The following is a 19,005-nucleotide window of genomic DNA, read 5'->3' on the forward strand; positions in this document are numbered from 1 at the left end:
CAGAGGCGATTTCGGTTCAAATCATGTCTTTCCGGGTTGGCCTTTGGAACGATTTCCTAAATCGACTCAAAAGGCCTGTTCATCGATGAATTTACGAAATGAGTCCTGCCGGGGAGGCAGGTCAGTAAACTTTGGTATGGCTGTCCGGTCTATGGTGGAACCGGGGCCCGAACGAACCTTCTTTAAACGACCCGGGGCCGCATTTTCTACTGAGATGAAAACTACGAACTATTGGTGTCTGCTCCTTGCCTGTCTGTCGGCTTCCTGGGCTTCTGCTCAGGACGGGTCCGTATCCGGGCGCGTCGTACAAGCGTCGCGTAAACCGGTTCCGGAAGCAAGACTCCTCCTCATACAACCCGCCGATTCAACCAAACGCCTGACCGGTCAGACCGATACCTCCGGCTACTTTGCCTTCAATGGTCTCGAACAGGGGCCTGCCTATCGCCTGCGCATTGCCAAGGCCAATTTTCAGGCCCGTGAAGTGGAGATCGCTCCGCTGAAAGGCCGGATGGATATGGGAGAAATTGCTATCGGCGGAGGAACAATCGCCCGGGATACAATAGTTCCGGCCGCAGCGGCTCCTGCGCCAAAAGATTCGCTGCCGAAACCGGCTACGCCGCCTGCAAGTCCTGCTACGCCGGTAGCGGCCGCGCCGACTATCCAGCGGGTTCCGTCCGGGTCGGGCACGGAAGTCCGCGGAAAAGTCACCGATAAGGCAGATGGTTCGGTACTCTTCGGAGTGACGGTGCTGCTCATCAACGCCGCGGACTCCACGCAGCGAAAAGGTACCACTACCGACGCTGACGGCGCTTTCACCTTTCCGAACGTCAGCCGCGGAAACTACCGCCTGCGCCTCTCCAACATCGGATATATCACTGAAAATGTTCAGATACGACCTTTTCAGGCGGTCATGGATCTGGGTAAAATTCAGCTCACCGGAAATGCCAAAAACCTGAAGGAAGTAACCGTGAAGGGCGTTCAGGAGCGGGTTCAGCAGAAATCGGATACACTTATTTATAATGCGGATGCCTATAAAGTGACGAAAGACGCGAACGTCGAAGACCTCGTCACCAAAATGCCCGGTATCACCATCGAAAACGGCGCTGTAAAGGCGCAGGGTCAGGATGTCAAGCGGGTACTGGTAGATGGCCGTGAGTTTTTCGGCGACGATGCCTCGCTTGCCCTGAAAAACCTCCCTGCCGAAGTCGTAGACAAGATTCAGGTATTTGACCGGCTGAGCGATCAGTCCCAGTTTACCGGTTTTGACGACGGAAACTCCGAGCGGACGATCAACATCACCACCCGCAACGGGCGGAATAACGGGCAATTCGGCAAAGTATACGCCGGCTATGGGACGGACAACCGGTATGCTGCCGGCGGCAACGTTAACTTCTTCGAAGGCTCGCGTCGTATATCCATCATCGGGCAGACGAATAACATCAACCAGCAGAATTTCGCCATGCAGGATCTCCTCGGCGCGCTGGGCTCCAGCGGTGGCGGCGGCAACCGCGGTGCAGCCGGCGGCGGCGCCCGTGGCGGCGGTGGCGGTGCAGGTGGCGGAAACCGTGGCGGCGGCGGTGGTGGCGGAAGCTTCGGCGGCGGTAATTCGGCCGGGAACTTCCTCGTCGGCCAGCAGGGCGGGATTACTTCTACCAACGCACTGGGAGTCAACTATATCGACAACTGGAGTAAAAAACTGAAGGTAACCGGCAGCTACTTTTTCAACGGCGCTAACAATACCTCTGAAAGCACGCTGACCCGCAACTACTTCTCTGCTGCCAACTCCGGACAGAAGTACGATCAGCAGAGTACGTCTGCCAATGACAATACCAACCACCGCGTCAGCCTGCGGATGGAATACCAGATTACGCCCAGAAGCTCCCTCATCTGGACGCCGCGGCTCAGCTTCCAGAATAACAACAGCAACAGCCAGGTCGAAGGGCTCAATACCCTTTCGGAAACCGGCGCCAAACTGAGCGAAACGAGTACCAACAACTCAGCCCACAGCAACGGATACAACATCGGGCAGAATCTCCTCTTCCGGCACCAGTTCAAGAAGCAGGGCCGGACGATTTCACTCGGTGTCGGAACCTCGCTCAGCCTGAACCACCGCAATGGTCTGCTGAAGTCAGAAAACCGGTATTACAGCCAGTCAGACTCGCTGCAACTGGTGGATCAGAAGTCGGATTCGCGGTCGAACACGACTACCTGGTCCGGCAACGTCAACTATACCGAACCGCTGTCGAAGATGAGCCAGCTGCAGTTTAGTTATAACCTGTCGGTCACCAACAGCAACAGCAATAAGGAAACCTATGATTTCAGCGCCGCGTCGGAATCGTATTCAGAGCTGAACAAAATTCTGAGTAACAAATTCGACAACCGGTACCTGACCAACCGGGCGGGGCTGGCTTACCGCCTGCGGACGAAGAAGGCCTTTTTCACCCTTGGTACGGACTACCAGTATGCCGACCTTTCCGGAAATCAGCTATTCCCGAAAACATTCTCGGTCAATAAGACCTTCCAGAACTGGATGCCGAATGCTGACGTGAATTACAAGTTTACGCAGACGAAGAACCTGCGGTTCAATTACCGGACGTCGACCAACGCGCCTTCGATTTCCCAGCTTCAGAATGTATTCGACAACACCAACCCGCTCTTTATCTCCAGCGGTAATCCGAACCTGAAGCAGGAGTACTCACATACGCTTTCGTTGCGATACAACAGTACGAACCTGGCCAAGTCGGTTAACTTTTTCGGAGGATTCTTCGCCACGTTCACGGCCAACAACATCACCAACGCTACCCTCATCGCCAACAAGGATACGGTGCTGACAGAAGGTGTGACGCTCTTCAAAGGCTCACAATACAGCCGGCCGGTCAACCTGCAGGGCTATCAGAGCATGCGGGGGTTCTTCAGCCTGGGGTTCCCGCTGAAGTCTCTGAAAAGCAACCTGAACGTAAACGCCGGCGTGAACTATACCCGGACGCCCGGTCTGATCAACGAAGTATCGAATATCTCGACGAATTACGCCATCAACTCCGGCGTGGTATTGAGCAGCAACATCAGCGAGCGGTTTGATTTCACGCTTTCGTATTCGCCGGCTTACAACATCATTCAGTACTCGATTCAGCCGCAGCAGAACAGCAACTATTTCTCTCACACGGCCCGTCTGCGCCTGAACTGGATCAGCGCGAAAGGCTTCACGATCAACCCGGACGTCAGCAATTCCCTGTATTCGGGCCTTGGACCCGGGTATGACCGGAGCTTTACGCTGTTTAACCTCGGGATCGGGCAGAAGATCTTCAAGGAGCAGCGCGGCGAAATCCGCCTGACGATCTTCGATTTGCTGAATCAAAACAACAGCATCAGCCGGAATACGACGGAAACATATGTGGAAGACAACCGTACGCTTGTATTGAAGCGGTATTTCATGCTGACGTTCACATACAACGTCCGCAATTTCCGGAGCGCGGCCAAGAAATAACCCCGCCTGCTTTCCCCCACCCAGGGAGCTTCCGCCAGGGAGCTCCCTTTTTCTTTTTGTACCGTTGGATCAGGATATTATCAAATTGATAAATATTGTTCTTGAATTTATAATTATTCTCTACTTTTGGGTATTACTTCCCGGTTTACCCTGAATGTATAAGTATATCTAACCTGTTACAACGATGGACGCACACGTTATCCAATCCCATTTATCCAACCGCGAGAAGCATATTTTGTTTCTCCTGTCGTGCGAGCTCGACAGCCGCCAGATTGCCGAGCGCCTCGGCATCAGCGAGTACACGGTATTCACGCATCGCCGGAACATCAAAACCAAACTGAAGCTGACGGGCAAGCGTGACGGCCTGATCCGCTATGCGCTGCTGAATCGGGAGCACCTGCATCAATGGGCGCTGCTGGAGGCAAAACGACCGGATTACGCGGAAAGCAAGTAGGTAATTCCCTGTATTTGAGTATTTCTATCTATTCAAAAAGACGAAATCTTTGCGAAGGCTTCCAGGGTTGGAACCACGCTGCCACGTGGATGAAGCTGCAGATGTCGGCCGGTTCGGCGGCGCCCTTCGGGTAGAAGGGCGCCGGCATCCGGATGCGGATTGGCCGGCGATGCGCGGATTCTGTAGGTGCTGACGGTCGGTCATACCCTGCATACAGGAATTACCCAAACAGCGTATCGGATTGATCACTAAACCATCGTACAGAGATGACCTGGCTCTGGAGTGCCTCTAATGTGATGCTGATCGCGTTTTTCGCGGTCCTGCTGTACCTGCTTTTCCGGTTTTTAAAGAACAACGGAAAGCGGGCAAATCCCTAACATTTTCCACCTTCTAATCCTTTGTGCCAGTGAAAAGAACATTTTCCCTGATGGTTGTCTTTTGCCTTTTTGGCGCACTCCAGTCCTGCCATCGGCAGCAGGATGTACAACCGGAGGTCACCATGAACGAACTGGTGAGTACGTTTGCATTGAAGAAAGTTTCTGCCGGTGAGTTGCAGAACAGTGGCAATTTTGCCCGTTTTGCTTCGGTAGCGGAAGCAAATGAATACCTGAAAAAGCTGCAATCGATCCGGCACCGTTCTGTTTCCGGGAAGATGGCGATGACGGGTGAGCCGGGAACGGCCTCGTCCCTCGTCATCGGCGACTTCCGCAAGAAGGTACTCGGTTCCTATCTCGGCTTCGCGAGTGAACCGGAAGAGATCAAGCCCGGCCAGTCGACGTCCACCAACTCCAATTGGTCTTATCCGTTTAACACCAGTGTGACGATTGCCTGGCAGACCGACTACGCCAGTCCGGTTGCTACCGGCTACCTCACGGGTTTTACCATGGGCTATTCGTTTACACAGGTACAGCAAACGACGTCGATGAACTATTCGACGGGTGTGATGACGTATACCATCAACGGTACGCTGAACTACAATTTCCTGGTTGAAGGTATCGGAACCATCTATCAGCAGCCGTTCATGATCTACGGAACGTACAACACACGGAACGGCGACTTTATCGTGCATACGTACAAAGGAGGCTGATAAACGCGAACGGTTCCGTGTCTGAAAGTCTGTTGTCGTCGGATAGGTTGCTTCGTTTTGGGGTGATCTATCCGGCGCCCTTTGTCTGCTGGCTGAGTGCAGAGATCCGGTCGCCGGTTCAACTGGAGAAAATCTGGATACCACTCAGTCTCTGGGTCGTGGCGTTGCTGGCAGCGGGAAAAGGTCCTCTCCGGACGATACAGGTCCTGGCGTTTTTGCTCGCAGCCGTTTTATGGCTGCTGAATACCGGGAGGCCTTTGTCTGATGCGGTCTTCAGTTTTTCATTGCTGGCCCTGTTTGCGCTGACGCCCGTTTACCGGGGTTTCAATCCGACAACGTTCCGGGAGTTTACGGCAGTGATTGGGACATTGGTGATCCTGAGTCTTTCCCTGCATTTTCCGTGGGTTCAGAACCGCAGCCTTTCCACAATCGGCAATTATCTCTGCGTATTGCTGCCCTTTTCCTTTGCCCGCCGCGACCGAAAGGCCGGCTGGCTCATGGTGTTGCTGCCGGCGTTGGCATTGGTTCTGACGCGGGATTTGAATGCGTTGCTGGTCGGAGGAGGCTGTGCTGCGGTTTTCTACCTGAGCGCCGTCCGGAAGTTTTTCTGGAAGGCTCACCTGCCCGGGTTTGCCATCCTGGTTGTGCTGCAGCCTTTCGGCATGAGGCTACTTGCTGCCTGGCAATCCTTACCGGGTTTCGTCACCGGAAGGGCGTTGATACTGGATGTCGTGCAGAAAGAACTCCTGCCGGAAAATTGGCTGACGGGGGTAGGATACGGCGGCTTCCCGAAGGTGTATAACCTGGCGCAGGCCCGTTACCTGGAAAAGCTGGACTTGCTTCATCAGCCGTTTCAGCAACACTACCTGATGCCCGATAATACCTTCTGGGCATTCAATGAGTATGTGCAGTTTGCGGTCGAAAACGGCGTGCCCTGTACCTTGCTGCTGGTTGGTTTTCTGTACTATTTGTTAAAAAAAGCAGCGTCAGCAGTCCGGAAAGACGAAACGCTGTTGAAACCTTACCTGGCGCTGGCAGCAGCTCTCGGGCTTTCTTTTTTCGACAATGCACTTCATGTGTACCTGATTTACAGCATCCTTTTCCCGTCTTTGTTTCTTCTTCTGCGTGAAGCCGGAGAATCCCGGTGGCGTATCACGCCTCTCCCGGCGTTGCTGGCCATCGGCGCCTGTCTGCTTTGGGGTACGTTTGCCCACATGCGGTGGGTCGTGGCCGACCAAACGGAGCAACCGGCTTTGCGGATACAGCGCTTCCGGACTGCTCATGCCGGTTTGCCGCAAAACGGCGCTTTCCTCTACCAGTACGGCGTTCTTCTGGCACAAAACGGCCGGAATGCCGAAGCCCGTGAAGTACTCGGAAAAGCGAAAGATCTCCTGCCCTGTACCGATGTTTACCTGGCCTTGGGAGACCTCTACCGGGAACGCGACTGGAAGCAATCGGAACACTACTACCGCACCGCCGCGCTGATGGTCCCCAAGTACCTGTTTCCGAAGTATCAGTTGTTTGAGTTGTACCGGGCTGCCGACCGGCCCGCAGACGCTCTCATCTGGGCCGATTTCATCGGACGCATACCGCTGAAAACCTGGACGAACGAAGGCTACATCATGAAACAGGAAGCGCTGAAATACAGCGATGAAGCAAGGAAAAAGCCTGGTTTACAGCACTAATCTTCCTGCAATGCCAGGTGTGCATGATCCCGGACGAGGGTCTGAAGGAAGGTCCAGCTATCTGCTTCGGTATGAATCCCGGTGGTTTCCCGGACTTTTCCGGCCGTAAGCTCCAGTAGTTCGAACGTGTGGTATTCCTGTGTTTTTTTGAGGACCTTCCGGATGGTATTGATGTCGCGGTCGGAGAGGACGATGGCCTCCGGATAAGTCACGTGGTAGTTGTCCGTTTCCGTAACCGGAGCGATGAGTTGTTCGAGTTGAACCGGCGGCCGCATTTTGACGACAGCGGTACGTGCAGCCCGGTCACCCAGCCGCTGCCCGTTGTACATGGCCATGGTAATCAGCCCGACCAGGCCCGACATGACCCAGATATCCAGCATGCGCAGCAGCCAGCGCATGAGGTAGTCGCCCAGACGCGGCGGAGTACCGTCGAGGCGTACGACGCGCAGGCCGAGGGCCTTCTTGCCGATCGACTGCCCGTTCATGAATACTTCCGACAACAGGCTGTAAAACATGGCCGGAAGCGCCACGATGAGGACAAAACCGGCAATCTGCCACGACGAATCCAGCTCTGAGAACAGTTTCCCGAAAACCAGCGAGCCGCCCAGCAGCCAGGCGGCGATGATCACGCCGTCCAGCAAAAACGCCAGGATGCGATCGCCGATACTGGCCGGCAGAAATTCAAGTAATACGTTCTGAGTGGTTTGGATGTGCAGGTTCATGCAGGGCGTGCCGGGGTGAAAATCATCTTTCCGCAAGCGGGGTGTGGCGAATTTCGAAAAAGTTTTGGCTATTTTGAAGGGGTTTCGACGCCGGAAAATAAAATGCGGCCGGAGCCGATCGTTTCCTACCAGATCCTGCAGCACCTTTACCGATGCGAGAAGCGGCCTTTATCAAACAAAATGCGGAGAAGTGGAAGAAGTATGAGCAGGAAGATACCCGCCAGCCCGACGAACTTTCGGAGCGGTTTATTGAGCTGACCGACGACCTTTCCTACGCCCGGACGTTCTACCCCGAATCGCCCGTTACCCGTTACCTGAATACCCTGACGACCCGCTTTCATCAGCGGATTTATGCCAACCGGAAGGAAAAATCAAACGCCTTTTTCCGGTTTTGGCTGTACGATCTGCCGTACCAGTTTTACCAGTCGCACCGCGCACTGCTGTACTCCTTTCTGTTTTTTCTGGCGGCTACTATACTGGGCATTGTTTCGACGTTGTATGACGAAAGTTTTGTCAGGCTCATTCTGGGCGACAACTATGTCAACATGACCCTGGAAAACATCAAAGCCGGAGATCCGATGGCCGTTTACAAATCGGACAGCATGACGGCGTCGTTTCTCACCATCACCCTCAACAACGTCCGGGTGGCATTTGCGGCGTTTGTTTACGGAATTGTTCTTTCGGTGGGAACGGTGTATGTACTCTTTTACAACGGTGTGATGCTCGGCGCGTTCTTTACCTTTCTTTTTCAGCAGGGTGTGATCCGGGCGGCGCTGCTGACTGTCTGGATACACGGTACATTGGAAATATCAGCCATTATCATCGCCGGCTGCGCCGGACTGACCGTTGGCAACAGCATTCTTTTTCCGAAGACCTACTCCCGGCTCGTGTCGTTCCAGCGGGGGGCACGGCAGGGGCTGAAAATTGCGGTGGGTCTTGTTCCGATTTTCATTACGGCCGGTTTTCTGGAGGGTTTTGTGACCCGCCAGCCGTTGTATCCGGCTGTCAGTATCCTCATCATCGGTGTTTCGGCTTTTTTCATTGTCTGGTATTTCGTCTGGTACCCGATCCGGCTGAACCGCCGCCCCTGACCTTTTTTCCCCAACCATCTGCAACGTATGCATCCGATACAGCTTCGTGAAGAGCGGAATTTCAGTGAAGTCATCAACGCTACCTTTCAGTTTACCTTCCGGAACCTGAAAACACTCGGGCCGATTCTGCTCTACTTTGCGGCTCCGTTTTCCCTTATTGCCGGGATTTCTGTCGGGCTGTTTCAATCCCAGATATTTGATTTCACGACCAAAATCAACCGCGGCGCCAATCCATTCAATTTTCTGTTCAGCCTGGAGTACTTTCTCAGCATTGTTTTCAGCCTGATGGGAGGCCAGGTGCTGTCGCTGGTTGTCAGCAGCTACCTGGTCGAATACATGGATCACGACGGCCCCGTCGAAGCATCGGCGGTATGGGAGCATGTCAAAAAGTACTTTCTCCGGTCGGTCGTCGTCGGACTGCTGTACGGCGGCTCGCTGATTCTGGGGCTTGCCCTGTGTTTTTTGCCGGTCGTGTATCCGTTTACGGTGTTCAGTCTGGCGATGACGGCGATGGTCCGGGAAGACCTGTCGGCGTCGGAAGCGCTGGCCCGCTCCCGCGACCTGGTTCACCTGAACTGGACGGAAGGAATCAGCACATTCGGTCTCCGCATCGTGATGAGCGTCGCAACGAGCATTCTGGGCAGTATTCTTTCAGTACCGATGTACCTGGTCATGTTTCTACAGGGGCTGAAGGTAGTCGGCGAAAACATGCAGTGGGCATTGCTGCTGTCGTCGGTGATCGCGACAACCGGAACGACGGTTATTACGTCCCTGGCAAACGTCGCCCTCGGGTTCCAGTATTTTTCACTGGTGGAAAAGAAAGAAGGAATCGGGTTGATGAACGAAATTGAATCCATCGGGCAGGCCAGACCGGTCCGCGACGAAGGAGAATACTGACATGCGGATCATCCTTTTCACTTTCGTATGGCTGCTGAGCCTCACGGCGTCTGCCCAGCGTGATACCACGGCGCGGACTGTCGGCAAGCAGATATTTGCCGCCGACACGCTCCGGCCCGCTCTCCGAAAACCAGATCCTGCCGTATGGAAAGGCATCCGGGAAGCGCGGGAATACCAGTACAAGCAGGACGTACGCCCGCCTTCCGGCCTGCTGGAGGAACTATGGCAGCGCTTTCTGAACTGGCTTGTGGAATTTTTGTACAGCCCCGATACCCGCAAAGGCCGGGAATGGGTGCAAATCCTCTTCGTGATCGGCGTAGTGAGTTTCTTCATTTACCGCATCGCCGGAATGGAGAAAGTCGGCCTCTTCGGACGAAAATCCCAAACCCCTGCCCTGCCCTATGAGGCGTTTCACGAAGACATTCACGGGATGGATTTCGAAGACGCTATCGGCCAGGCCGTCGCTGCGCATAATTACCGCCTGGGCGTCCGGTTGCTGTACCTGCGGAGCCTGAAACGGCTGGCCGACCGGGGCCTGATCAGCTGGCAGATCGACAAAACCAACCGCGCCTATGTCTATGAAGTAACACAGCCGGAAATACGGCCGGCGTTTGAGCGGCTTACTTCGCTTTTTGAGTATGTCTGGTATGGAGACTTTCCCGTTCGGGAGATGGATTTCAGCGACGTGAAACGGGAATTTGAAACCTTCGAAAAGGCTGTATGAAAAACAAAAAATACCTCCTCATTCTCGGGACAATCGTCATCCTGTTCGTGCTGGTGGAGTATTTCAGACCCCGGCCGATCGACTGGACGCGTACCTTCCGGAATGACCAGAAAATACCTTTTGCTACCGAAGCGGTGTACGACCTGCTGCCGGGGTTGTTTCCGGGGCAGGAAGTAACGTCGGTCCGGCTGCCTTTTTATAACCTCGCCGACGACGGCAAACTTCCCGAACAAACAAGTACCTACCTGTTTATCAGCGAAAGTTGTGAAATGGCAGAGGAAGATGTGGAAGAGCTGCTGGCTTATGTTCACGACGGCAATACAGCCTTTTTGTCGGCCAATAGCTTCCCGCAGTTGCTGACAGATACCCTTCACCTGAAAATCGGGACGAACAGCCTGATCGATTTTAACCGGGCCTATCAGTCTGAAAAGAACGAAGACGAAGACCAGGACGCATACTACAACCGGTTCCGGTTTGACAGTATGCAGGTAAACCTCACCGATCCCCGCTTCCGTGTAGGTCGCAAGGGCTATGTACTGGAAAAGGAAACGGCTGAAAATCATTTTGTAACGACCGATTCTACGCTCAAGGCGTCCGTCCTCGGTGTTAACCAGCACGGGCAGTATAACTTTCTGCGGTTCCGCTTCGGAAAGGGAGAGCTGTTTCTTCAGTCGGCTCCGGAGGTTTTCAGTAATTACTACCTGCTGAAACAGGGGGAAGGCAACTATGCCTTCAAAGCGCTTTCCTACCTGCCCGCACAGCCGATTCTGTGGGATGAGTATGCCGAGCAGGGCCGGGAAGGCGAACGGAGTATCCTTCGCTTTCTCTTCACCAGTCCCAGCCTGACCTGGGCCTATTACCTGACCCTGGCAACGCTGCTGCTCTTCGTGATTTTTGAGGGGAAACGGCGGCAGCGGGTGATTCCCGTTCTGGAGCCGGTTACCAATTCTTCCCTGGAGTTTGTGGAAACCGTTGGCCAGCTTTACTACAACCAGGCGGACCACGCCAATCTTGCCGAAAAGAAGATCCAGCACTGGCTGACCTACCTTCGGCAGCGGTTCGGGATGAAGACCACGGAGCTGGATGAGGAGTTCCGGGAAACGCTGGTGTTGAAAACCGGTATCGACCGGAAAGATGTGGATAACCTGGTTGCCCGCATCCACCAGGTACGGTATTTCTCTGGAAATCTGGCTGAAAATCAGTTGGTAGACCTCAGTAATCAGATCGAATCGTTCTACCGGAAGGTGCAGTAGTCTGAAAGTTATCCACATTATCCACAGTAAATCCACGGGTTATCCACAGAAAACGGGGGAAAAGTGGTGGAATAGTCTGGGTTTTCCACATTGTCGACCGTTTTTGCCTGAAAGTCAGCCAACAGGTATCCTCCCCTTTTCCACATGAGCCGTGTATATGTGGATAACTTGGGGTATTGCGGTGGAAAACCCGCTTTTCTCCAAAAAACAAAAAGGCCGTTTGGCTGCTACGGCGCAAACTCCGAATTTTGCACTCCGATTCCGGTCGCTCCCGAAACCGCCTTTGGTTTCGCCGCAGATAAGCCGGCTTTTATGCGTATGAAACTGTATTCCACCAAACACCAGAGCCCGGACGTTTCGCTGGAAGAGGCGGTCTTTCGCGGTCTTCCGCCCGACAACGGGTTATACATGCCCGAATCGATTCCGGTATTGCCGGCGTCCTTTTTTGACGGGATCGATCAGCTGAGCCTTTCCGAAATTGCGTTGGCGGTGACGAACGCCCTCCTCGGTGATGATATTCCCGCGGACGATCTCCGTCGGATTGTGGAGCGGGCCATTACGTTCGATGCCCCAGTGGTACCGGTGGAAGAAAATACGTATGTCCTGGAGCTTTTCCATGGACCTTCTATGGCGTTTAAAGACTTCGGCGCGCGCTTTATGGCCTCGCTGATGTCTTACTTTCTGGAAAAGTCTTCGAAAGAAATCCACATTCTCGTGGCTACTTCGGGAGATACCGGTGGCGCTGTCGCACAGGGTTTCCATCATACGCCGGGTATCCGGGTAACGATCCTCTACCCCAGCGGGAAGGTTTCCGACATTCAGGAGAAACAACTGACGACACTCGGCGGAAATGTTACGGCACTGGAAGTAGACGGTACGTTTGACGACTGCCAGCGCCTCGTCAAGGAAGCTTTTCTGGATGCGGATCTCCGCGCGAAATTCAACCTGGCCTCGGCTAACTCGATCAACATCAGCCGGCTGATTCCCCAGTCGTTCTACTATTTCAACGCCTACGCCCGTCTGAAGCACCTGGGTAAATCGCTGGTTTTCAGTGTGCCCAGCGGAAACTTCGGTAACCTCTCGGCGGGGGTGATCGCCTACCGGATGGGGCTGCCTGTCCGGAAGTTCATTGCGGCCACCAACGCGAACCATGTTGTGCCGACGTTTTTGTCGACCGGCACATTCGAGCCCAAACCTTCCGTCGAAACCCTCTCCAATGCGATGGATGTGGGAAATCCGAGCAACTTCCCCCGCCTGCTTCTGCTCGGCGGCGGCGAATGGGAAACGGTACGCGATCTGGTTTCCGGTGTGTGGTACTCGGATGCGGAAACACAGGCGGCGATCCGGGAGGTCTTTGAATCCACCGGCTACCTCATGTGCCCGCATACCGCGATTGCCTGGAAGGGACTGAGAGATACCGTCGCGAAAATGAACGAGGACGTTACCGGGGTATTCCTGTCGACAGCCCACTATGCCAAATTCCTGCCCACGATGGAGGCCACCCTCGGTCAGTCGGTGCCGGTACCGGAGCGGCTGGCAGAACTGCTCGACAAGCCGAAAGTCGCTACGCCGATGAGTACACGCTTCGCTGATTTCAAAGCATATCTGCTCGGGTAATCCTTCCCGTGACAACCATACAAACAAGCCGGGTCAGCGCCCGGCTTGTTTCTTTTTCCGGGGAGTGGTACCTTCCCCGGACACAACCGCTCTATTCCTATGAAAACGCTTCTTCCGCTGTTGCTGGGCCTGTCCCTGATGGGTGGCGATGCTCCTTCCTTTAAAGCACAGGTTATTGACAATCAGATAGATATTGGATATGGTCTGGCCATCGGGGATGTGGACGGAGACAAGCGGCCGGATATTCTTCTGGCCGACAAAAAGGAGATCGTCTGGTACCGGAATACGGGGAAAGAAACCTGGCCCCGGTACGTCATGGCAGCGAATCTGACGGAGAAAGACAACGTCTGTATCGCGGCAAGGGACCTGGACGGAGACGGAAAAGTAGAAGTAGCGGTAGGCGCCCAGTGGGATCCCGGAGAAACGCACGATCCTGCGCAGTCGGGGGCGGTATTCTACCTCGTTCGCCCCGCCGACCCTACCCAAACCTGGGAGGCCGTCCGCCTGCCCCACGAACCTACCACCCACCGCATGAAATGGGCAAAGGTGGGCAAAAACAAGTCTCAGCTGATTGTGGTCCCCCTGCACGGGCGCGACAACAAAAACGGCGAAGGCCGAGGGGTGAAAATCCTCGCCTATGAATTCCCCGAAAATCCGAAAGGAGAATGGAAGACGGAACTGGTAGACAGCACATTGCATATGACCCATAACGCCGAAGTCTGGGAAGACGGACGCGAAACAAAGCTTATCGTCGCCGCCAAAGAAGGCTGTAAAATCCTGCGGTATACCGGCGGCAAATGGCAGCACGAAGGGGAATGGATCGGAAAAGACTACCCGGCCGGGGAAGTGAAACGGGGACTGTCATCCGACAAAAAACCGCTTCTCGCGACAGTATCTCCCATGCATGGAAACGAACTGGTGGTATTCCGGGACAACCGGCCGACGGTCCTCTTCAACCGGATGGCGCAGGGGCATGCGGTGGTATGCGCAGACTTTCTCGGGCTGGGCTACTCGCAGGTAGCGACCGGCTGGCGGATGCCGAACGGCGACAGGACTTTCGGGGTACGGTTATTCACCCCTGACGGTACCGGGTGGAAGCAGCAGGAAGTAGATGAATCCATAAAAATGGCTTGTGAAGACCTTCAGGCAGCAGATCTCGACCTGGATGGAGATCCGGACCTGATTGCTTCCGGACGGTCTACGCTCAACGTGGTCGTGTACTGGAATCTACGGAAATAGAAAAATCGGAATACGGAGCGTATCGGAATGGGGAAATAATCCCCCATAAAAGCCTGTGGTATCGTTTTTGTTCGACAAGGGCAGAGAATCAACCTTCGCCCAGGCCGTTCAGGCCGACGCTATTGAACAACTTTCAACCACTTTCTGAAAACCCGACCCACGCATTTCATTCATTTGTCCGGAAGGGAATACTATCTTTCAGCGGACACAACCAACTGATTCAACCATGTCAAAGAGAAGTCTGATCGGATATGCGGTTGCCGGAGCCGTCGGCGTATTTATCGGAATGATGATCGCCCCGGAGAAAGGCAGCAAGAACTTTAAGAAAGTAAAACGCCTCGTGAACGACTGGGCCTCCCGGGCGCTGGACGAAATCGAAGCACGAAAGGAAGAAGTCGAGGCGGCAGCGCAGGACGCGCGCGACCAGGCCTTTGAACTCAAAGGAAGGGCCGAAGCCAAAGCCGAAGACCTGGTGGACGACGTCCGCCGGACGTATGAGGAAGCCCGCAGCCGGGAATCCTGAAAGGCGTTTATCCAATCCAGAAAAAAGGGTGTTTTCCGACGGAAAACACCCTTTTTTCTGGATGCATGGGGCAGAGGGCATGGGGCAGCGACGCCATCCCCCGACCCCGCAGGGGTCTAACCCCATTACCCCCGGGCGGCAGCCCGGGGGTATCCCATGCTCCATGCTCAAAACCGTACCCCCACCCCAGCCAAAACGTTAAACCCTGCCTGCGGGTAATAGTAATTTTGAGTAGTAAATGCTCCCTCCTCAGTGTAACTGAAGGTATACCCGTTGGATTCGTACAAACGGTTGAACACGTTGTTCAGCAATAGACTGAACGTAATTTCTTTTACAAATTTCGGCCGGATGGCGTACGTCGCCCGGATGTCATTCGTGAAATAGCTGTTCAGTTTGCGGGTTTCATTCTGGGTATTGTCGAGATACTGTTTGCCTACATACTTGGCGAGCCAGGCCAGTTCAAGCTGGCTGACAGGCTTCCAGAGCAACTGCCCGCCGGCAATGACCGACGGCGAGAAGGAAATATCCGTATTCCGGGAGGTTTCGCTGGTCTGACCATAGCGCTTCGTGACTTCGTTGTAATCGTCGTAATTGTCGTAGTACGACACGAAGGTTTCGATTTTATTCCGGCTGAATGTCGCGTTGGCATTCAGCGTCAGCGTTTTCGTCAGGCGGTACCCGGCTTCCAGTTCGAGACCTGCCCGGTAGCTTTTCCCGACGTTCGTCCGCGTGGGGCTGCCTACGTCATTGAGCTTCCCGGTCAGTACCAGCTGATTCCGGTAGTTCATGTAATACCCGTTGACACTGAAGGCCAGGTTCCCGCTGTGGAGGCGATAGCCCGCTTCCCAGTCCTGCAGCCCTTCTGCTTTCGGGCGGCTTTCGGGGGTAGACTGGGTGTAGTCGTCCCGGTTAGGCTCCCGGTGCGCAACGCTGAAGGAAGCGTAAACGGAGTGATTGTCTGCTAACTGCCAGTTGAACCCGACTTTCGGATTGAAGAAGTTCAGGTCTGCTTCCTGCTGCACATTATTCAACTGGCTGTTGAAGCCGAGGAAACTGTAACCGACTTTCCGGAACTGCATATCGCCGAAGACATTCAGGGCTTCCGTCAACTGGTAGTATGCCTTGGCATAGAGGTTAAAATCGGTCTTGGTCGCGTCATCTTCGTAATACCGCTGACGGATGGAAGAAGTACTTGCGTATTTCGCCCAGATGATTTCACCGTAGTGTTTGCCCTGATAGCGGTTCCAGCCTCCTCCTACGTTGATCTTGAGCTTCCTGAAGGAATCATAGTCAAAGGAGAATACGGTGCCATAGAAGTCGTTGTCGAGCCATTTCCGGCGAATGAGATCCGTTGCGAGAATGGTCGTGTCTTTCAGAACGACCGGCGGCAGCCCATAGTCGGCCAGTGCCTGCTTCTTCTTGAATTCTTCGTAATACCCCCGCCCTTTGGTGTAGTGCAGGTTGAAGTTGAACGTCAGTTTCCGGGAAAGCTGGTGGGACGTCAGCAGTTGATAGTGATCCTGCTGGTAATTATCCGTCTGGTTGTCGTACGTAAACTCATTGTACGTGCGGTTCGTCTTCAGCAGCGCTTCCGGAACGCCGTTCCAGGCCTGATAGGTCTTTTCCTGTCCGGAGAAGATATTGAGGCGGACGAAGGACTTCTTCCCGAAATACGCGCCGGATACATAGAAGGATTTGAGGTTGGACGACGCCCGGTCAATGTACCCGTCAGACGACAGGCGCGAAAGGCGTGCGTCGACCGTAAACTTCCCGTCGATCAACCCCGTACCTGCCATGATGTTGTTTTTCAGCGTATTAAAAGAGCCATAGCTGTTGTTGGTTTCGGCGTAGGCTTCTTTCCGGAATTCGTTGGTCTGTATGTTGACCGTCGCGCCGAAAGCACCCGCCCCGTTGGTGGAGGTCCCTACCCCGCGCTGAATCTGAATACTCGATGAAGAGCTGGCAAAGTCCGGCATATTGACCCAGAACGAACCCTGGCTTTCGGCGTCGTTGTACGGAATGCCGTTGAGCGTGACGTTGATGCGCGTCGCGTCGGAGCCGCGGATGCGCATGCCGGTATAGCCGACCCCGGCGCCGGCGTCGGATGTGGTGACGAGCGAGGGCTGAAAATTGAGCAGAATGGGCAGGTCCTGACCCAGGTTTTGCTTTTTGATCTCTTCAGCGGTGACGTTGGTGAAGGCCATGCCCGTCCGCTGGTTGACACGGGTTGCGGAGACGACTACTTCGTCAGCCGTAAACGTTGTCCGGACCAGGCGGATATCCAGCGGTCCGCTCACGCCCTGAAGAGGCAGCGTCTGCTTCTCGTAGCCGAGGTAACTGATTTCGAGGGCGGTAGCGCCGGCTGCTGTAACAGAAAAAGAGCCGTCGAGCCGGGTCGTGATACCCCGCTGGGTACCGATCAGGCGGATCGAAGCGCCGGGCAGCGGCTGCTGGTCGGCCGCGTCGGTGACTTTGCCGGTCAGTACCTGCTGCGCCTGAACGCTCAGGGCAAACAGAAAAAGAAAGAGGGTACTCAGTGACGTTTTCATTGGAAGAATGAAAAGCGACAGGTAAAAGGGGCTGAATCCCGTCTGGGTTTCAGTAAACAGAATATAAAGCTTGGATACGGCGTCCGAAATGGACGACCGTCGCTTCCCTTCGGCGGCATTACCCGCATCAGGTTCAATGGGTATGATCTCAGCCCGTTCGGTAGGGCACCCCTTTATGCGATCAGTAGGACAAAGATAGGGGGAATTGCGGCATAATTATTTTCCTATCTCTGTCATTACAACTCCTGCAGGAAGTAGTGTGTCCTGAATACGTGTTTGCTAAACCCCGTTTTAACATGAAGATTCTGATCATGCTGGCGTTTATGGCGATGGCTTTTTTCCTGGGTATCAGCCTCTCCGGTAGCGCACCGCACCCTCCCGCCGATAAGAACCTGGGAATTGCGATTGACCTGACCCTGTACGTGGTCGTAACAGCCCTGGTAACCATATTCCTGATCCACATGGCCCGTTTGCGCCTCACTGCCCGCCGGGTGAGTGGGGAAGAGCGGGGAGAATAGGGAACAGTTTTCGGTTGATGGTTTTCAGTTTTCGGTCGAAGTCCGCTAACTGAAAAACCGAAAACAAAAAACAAAGAAAGAGAGCCTCGCTGGTAAGCGGGGCTCTCTTTCTTTGGGGAACTAACTGAAAACTAAAAACAGTAAACGGCTGCTATTTACTCGCCTGCGGTGTCAGCAGTTCAAAGAACTGATCGAGTTTCGGCGTAAGGATGATTTCGGTGCGGCGGTTTTGCTTCCGGCCGGCAGCGTTGCTGTTGGAATCCTTGGGAACATATTCACCACGACCGGCAGCGGTGAGGCGATCCGGCTCGACGTTGAATTTATGCTGGAGAAGACGAACAACAGACGTCGCGCGCTTCACAGAAAGATCCCAGTTATCCTTGAAGAGTTCGGTCGAGATCGGAGCGCTGTCGGTATGGCCTTCGACCATCACTTCGAGTTCCTTGTGGTCGTTGATGACGCGGGCTACCTTGCCGAGTACTTCTTCCGCGCGTGAGGTCACATTTGCCTGACCGACCTGGAACAGGAGCTTGTCAGAAATAGATACATACACAACACCCTTCTTGACTTCTACGGTGACGTCTTCGTCATTGACGTTGGCCAGCGAGCGCTTGAGGTTCATGACCAGGGTCATGTTGAGTGAATCCTTGCGCTGGATGGAGCTGTTCAGTCCCTGAATGTATTTGTTCTGGTTGTCGATTGATTCGAGGGACTTCTTGATGCTTTCGGCGCCGGCTTTCGATACGACGGAAAGATCCGCCATGCGGTCGAGGAGGCCGGAGTTGGTCCGCTTGAGGTAATCAAGCTGATCCTGAAGCTCTTTCACCTGGCTGTTTTTGGCGGTGAGCTCGGTAGCCTTGGAATCAAGTTGTGACTGAAGCGAAGCCGACTTCTGCTGGCAGTCGCCGAGTTCGACGCGGAGCTTTTCAGACAGGCGCGCGTTTTCGGTTTTAAGGTCATTGACCTGGGCCTGCAGGCCGGCGGCTTTTTTCTTGCTGACGCAAGAGGTGGTCATTACGGCGGTGGACAACGCCAGCACAATCCAAACTTTTCTCATACAATGGTAAGGTTTAGCGAGTTAACGGGTTGGCAAACCCAAGAACCCGCAAAAAAAGGGAAAAAAAGGGATGCCACAAAACCGAGACCCGCTGTCTGTAGTGAA

At 54.3% G+C, this 19,005-nt stretch carries 15 protein-coding genes and 1 riboswitch; of the genes, 12 read left to right on the forward strand and 3 right to left on the reverse strand.

Annotation, left to right across the window (positions count from 1 at the left end; all coding sequences use genetic code 11):
* Nucleotides 1-214: 214 nt before the first annotated feature.
* The 4 genes from BLR09_RS08335 to BLR09_RS08350 all read left to right on the forward strand — a co-directional run bounded on the left by BLR09_RS08335 (nt 215) and on the right by BLR09_RS08350 (nt 6,710).
* The gene (locus tag BLR09_RS08335) at nt 215-3,484 is read left to right on the forward strand and encodes a TonB-dependent receptor domain-containing protein (RefSeq protein ID WP_176785494.1); all 3,270 of its coding nucleotides are present in this window, start codon (nt 215-217) and stop codon (nt 3,482-3,484) included.
* 184 nt (nt 3,485-3,668) lie between these two features.
* The gene (locus tag BLR09_RS08340) at nt 3,669-3,938 is read left to right on the forward strand and encodes a response regulator transcription factor (protein ID WP_093200348.1); all 270 of its coding nucleotides are present in this window, start codon (nt 3,669-3,671) and stop codon (nt 3,936-3,938) included.
* A 406-nt stretch (nt 3,939-4,344) separates the two neighbouring features.
* Nucleotides 4,345-5,025, forward strand: coding sequence for a hypothetical protein (locus tag BLR09_RS08345; RefSeq protein ID WP_143011059.1), 681 nt, complete (start codon nt 4,345-4,347; stop codon nt 5,023-5,025).
* A gap of 17 nt (nt 5,026-5,042) precedes the next feature.
* On the forward strand, nt 5,043-6,710 hold the full coding sequence (locus tag BLR09_RS08350; protein WP_143011060.1) for a hypothetical protein: 1,668 nt from the start codon (nt 5,043-5,045) through the stop codon (nt 6,708-6,710).
* Here BLR09_RS08350 and BLR09_RS08355 read toward each other — a convergent pair.
* Nucleotides 6,707-7,432: an RDD family protein gene (locus BLR09_RS08355; RefSeq protein WP_143011061.1), complete on the reverse strand. Its 726-nt coding sequence runs from the start codon at nt 7,430-7,432 to the stop codon at nt 6,707-6,709. The genes BLR09_RS08350 and BLR09_RS08355 overlap by 4 nt on opposite strands.
* 152 nt (nt 7,433-7,584) lie before the next feature.
* Between BLR09_RS08355 and BLR09_RS08360 the strand changes: the two genes are divergently transcribed.
* The 7 genes from BLR09_RS08360 (at nt 7,585) to BLR09_RS08390 (ending at nt 14,776) form a co-directional block, all read left to right on the forward strand.
* A complete protein-coding gene (locus BLR09_RS08360; RefSeq protein ID WP_093200360.1) occupies nt 7,585-8,523 on the forward strand; it encodes a stage II sporulation protein M in 939 nt (312 codons plus the stop codon).
* A gap of 27 nt (nt 8,524-8,550) precedes the next feature.
* Nucleotides 8,551-9,420: a hypothetical protein gene (locus BLR09_RS08365; protein WP_093200363.1), complete on the forward strand. Its 870-nt coding sequence runs from the start codon at nt 8,551-8,553 to the stop codon at nt 9,418-9,420.
* Between the two features lies 1 nt (nt 9,421).
* Nucleotides 9,422-10,144, forward strand: coding sequence for a DUF4129 domain-containing protein (locus BLR09_RS08370; RefSeq protein WP_093200366.1), 723 nt, complete (start codon nt 9,422-9,424; stop codon nt 10,142-10,144).
* Nucleotides 10,141-11,397, forward strand: coding sequence for a DUF4350 domain-containing protein (locus tag BLR09_RS08375; RefSeq protein ID WP_093200369.1), 1,257 nt, complete (start codon nt 10,141-10,143; stop codon nt 11,395-11,397). Before BLR09_RS08370 ends, BLR09_RS08375 begins: the two co-directional genes overlap by 4 nt.
* Nucleotides 11,398-11,715: 318 nt before the next feature.
* Complete coding sequence (gene thrC / locus BLR09_RS08380; protein ID WP_093201390.1) at nt 11,716-13,014, forward strand: threonine synthase; 1,299 nt, start codon at nt 11,716-11,718, stop codon at nt 13,012-13,014.
* Nucleotides 13,015-13,113: 99 nt separating this feature from the next.
* Nucleotides 13,114-14,253, forward strand: a complete 1,140-nt coding sequence (locus BLR09_RS08385) for an FG-GAP and VCBS repeat-containing protein (protein ID WP_093200372.1) — start codon at nt 13,114-13,116, stop codon at nt 14,251-14,253.
* A 226-nt stretch (nt 14,254-14,479) separates the two neighbouring features.
* Nucleotides 14,480-14,776 carry a YtxH domain-containing protein gene (locus BLR09_RS08390; protein WP_093200375.1) on the forward strand — a complete coding sequence of 99 codons (297 nt, stop codon included), beginning with the start codon at nt 14,480-14,482 and terminating at the stop codon, nt 14,774-14,776.
* A 167-nt stretch (nt 14,777-14,943) separates the two neighbouring features.
* On the opposite strand, the gene BLR09_RS08395 is transcribed toward BLR09_RS08390, so the two are convergent.
* Nucleotides 14,944-17,325, reverse strand: a complete 2,382-nt coding sequence (locus tag BLR09_RS08395) for a TonB-dependent receptor (RefSeq protein ID WP_093200378.1) — start codon at nt 17,323-17,325, stop codon at nt 14,944-14,946.
* 86 nt (nt 17,326-17,411) lie between these two features.
* Nucleotides 17,412-17,508, reverse strand: a riboswitch (TPP riboswitch).
* 113 nt (nt 17,509-17,621) lie between these two features.
* Between BLR09_RS08395 and BLR09_RS08400 the strand changes: the two genes are divergently transcribed.
* On the forward strand, nt 17,622-17,843 hold the full coding sequence (locus tag BLR09_RS08400; RefSeq protein ID WP_093200381.1) for a hypothetical protein: 222 nt from the start codon (nt 17,622-17,624) through the stop codon (nt 17,841-17,843).
* Nucleotides 17,844-17,994: 151 nt separating this feature from the next.
* Here BLR09_RS08400 and BLR09_RS08405 read toward each other — a convergent pair whose 3' ends face one another.
* On the reverse strand, nt 17,995-18,900 hold the full coding sequence (locus tag BLR09_RS08405; RefSeq protein WP_093200384.1) for an OmpA/MotB family protein: 906 nt from the start codon (nt 18,898-18,900) through the stop codon (nt 17,995-17,997).
* Nucleotides 18,901-19,005: the final 105 nt, after the last annotated feature.

The sequence above is a fragment of the Siphonobacter aquaeclarae genome (genome assembly GCF_900103285.1).
Classification (GTDB): Bacteria; Bacteroidota; Bacteroidia; order Cytophagales; family Spirosomataceae; genus Siphonobacter; species Siphonobacter aquaeclarae.

What these genes read in the sequence shown, in the direction of transcription:
- BLR09_RS08385 (WP_093200372.1), top strand. Translation starts at nt 13,114, where the DNA reads ATGAAAACGCTTCTTCCGCTGTTGCTGGGCCTGTCCCTGATGGGTGGC.
- BLR09_RS08365 (WP_093200363.1), top strand. Translation starts at nt 8,551, where the DNA reads ATGCATCCGATACAGCTTCGTGAAGAGCGGAATTTCAGTGAAGTCATC.
- BLR09_RS08400 (WP_093200381.1), top strand. Translation starts at nt 17,622, where the DNA reads ATGAAGATTCTGATCATGCTGGCGTTTATGGCGATGGCTTTTTTCCTG.
- BLR09_RS08340 (WP_093200348.1), top strand. Translation starts at nt 3,669, where the DNA reads ATGGACGCACACGTTATCCAATCCCATTTATCCAACCGCGAGAAGCAT.
- BLR09_RS08370 (WP_093200366.1), top strand. Translation starts at nt 9,422, where the DNA reads ATGCGGATCATCCTTTTCACTTTCGTATGGCTGCTGAGCCTCACGGCG.
- thrC (WP_093201390.1), top strand. Translation starts at nt 11,716, where the DNA reads ATGAAACTGTATTCCACCAAACACCAGAGCCCGGACGTTTCGCTGGAA.
- BLR09_RS08395 (WP_093200378.1), bottom strand. Translation starts at nt 17,325, where the DNA reads ATGAAAACGTCACTGAGTACCCTCTTTCTTTTTCTGTTTGCCCTGAGC.
- BLR09_RS08335 (WP_176785494.1), top strand. Translation starts at nt 215, where the DNA reads ATGAAAACTACGAACTATTGGTGTCTGCTCCTTGCCTGTCTGTCGGCT.
- BLR09_RS08375 (WP_093200369.1), top strand. Translation starts at nt 10,141, where the DNA reads ATGAAAAACAAAAAATACCTCCTCATTCTCGGGACAATCGTCATCCTG.
- BLR09_RS08360 (WP_093200360.1), top strand. Translation starts at nt 7,585, where the DNA reads ATGCGAGAAGCGGCCTTTATCAAACAAAATGCGGAGAAGTGGAAGAAG.
- BLR09_RS08405 (WP_093200384.1), bottom strand. Translation starts at nt 18,900, where the DNA reads ATGAGAAAAGTTTGGATTGTGCTGGCGTTGTCCACCGCCGTAATGACC.
- BLR09_RS08355 (WP_143011061.1), bottom strand. Translation starts at nt 7,432, where the DNA reads ATGAACCTGCACATCCAAACCACTCAGAACGTATTACTTGAATTTCTG.
- BLR09_RS08390 (WP_093200375.1), top strand. Translation starts at nt 14,480, where the DNA reads ATGTCAAAGAGAAGTCTGATCGGATATGCGGTTGCCGGAGCCGTCGGC.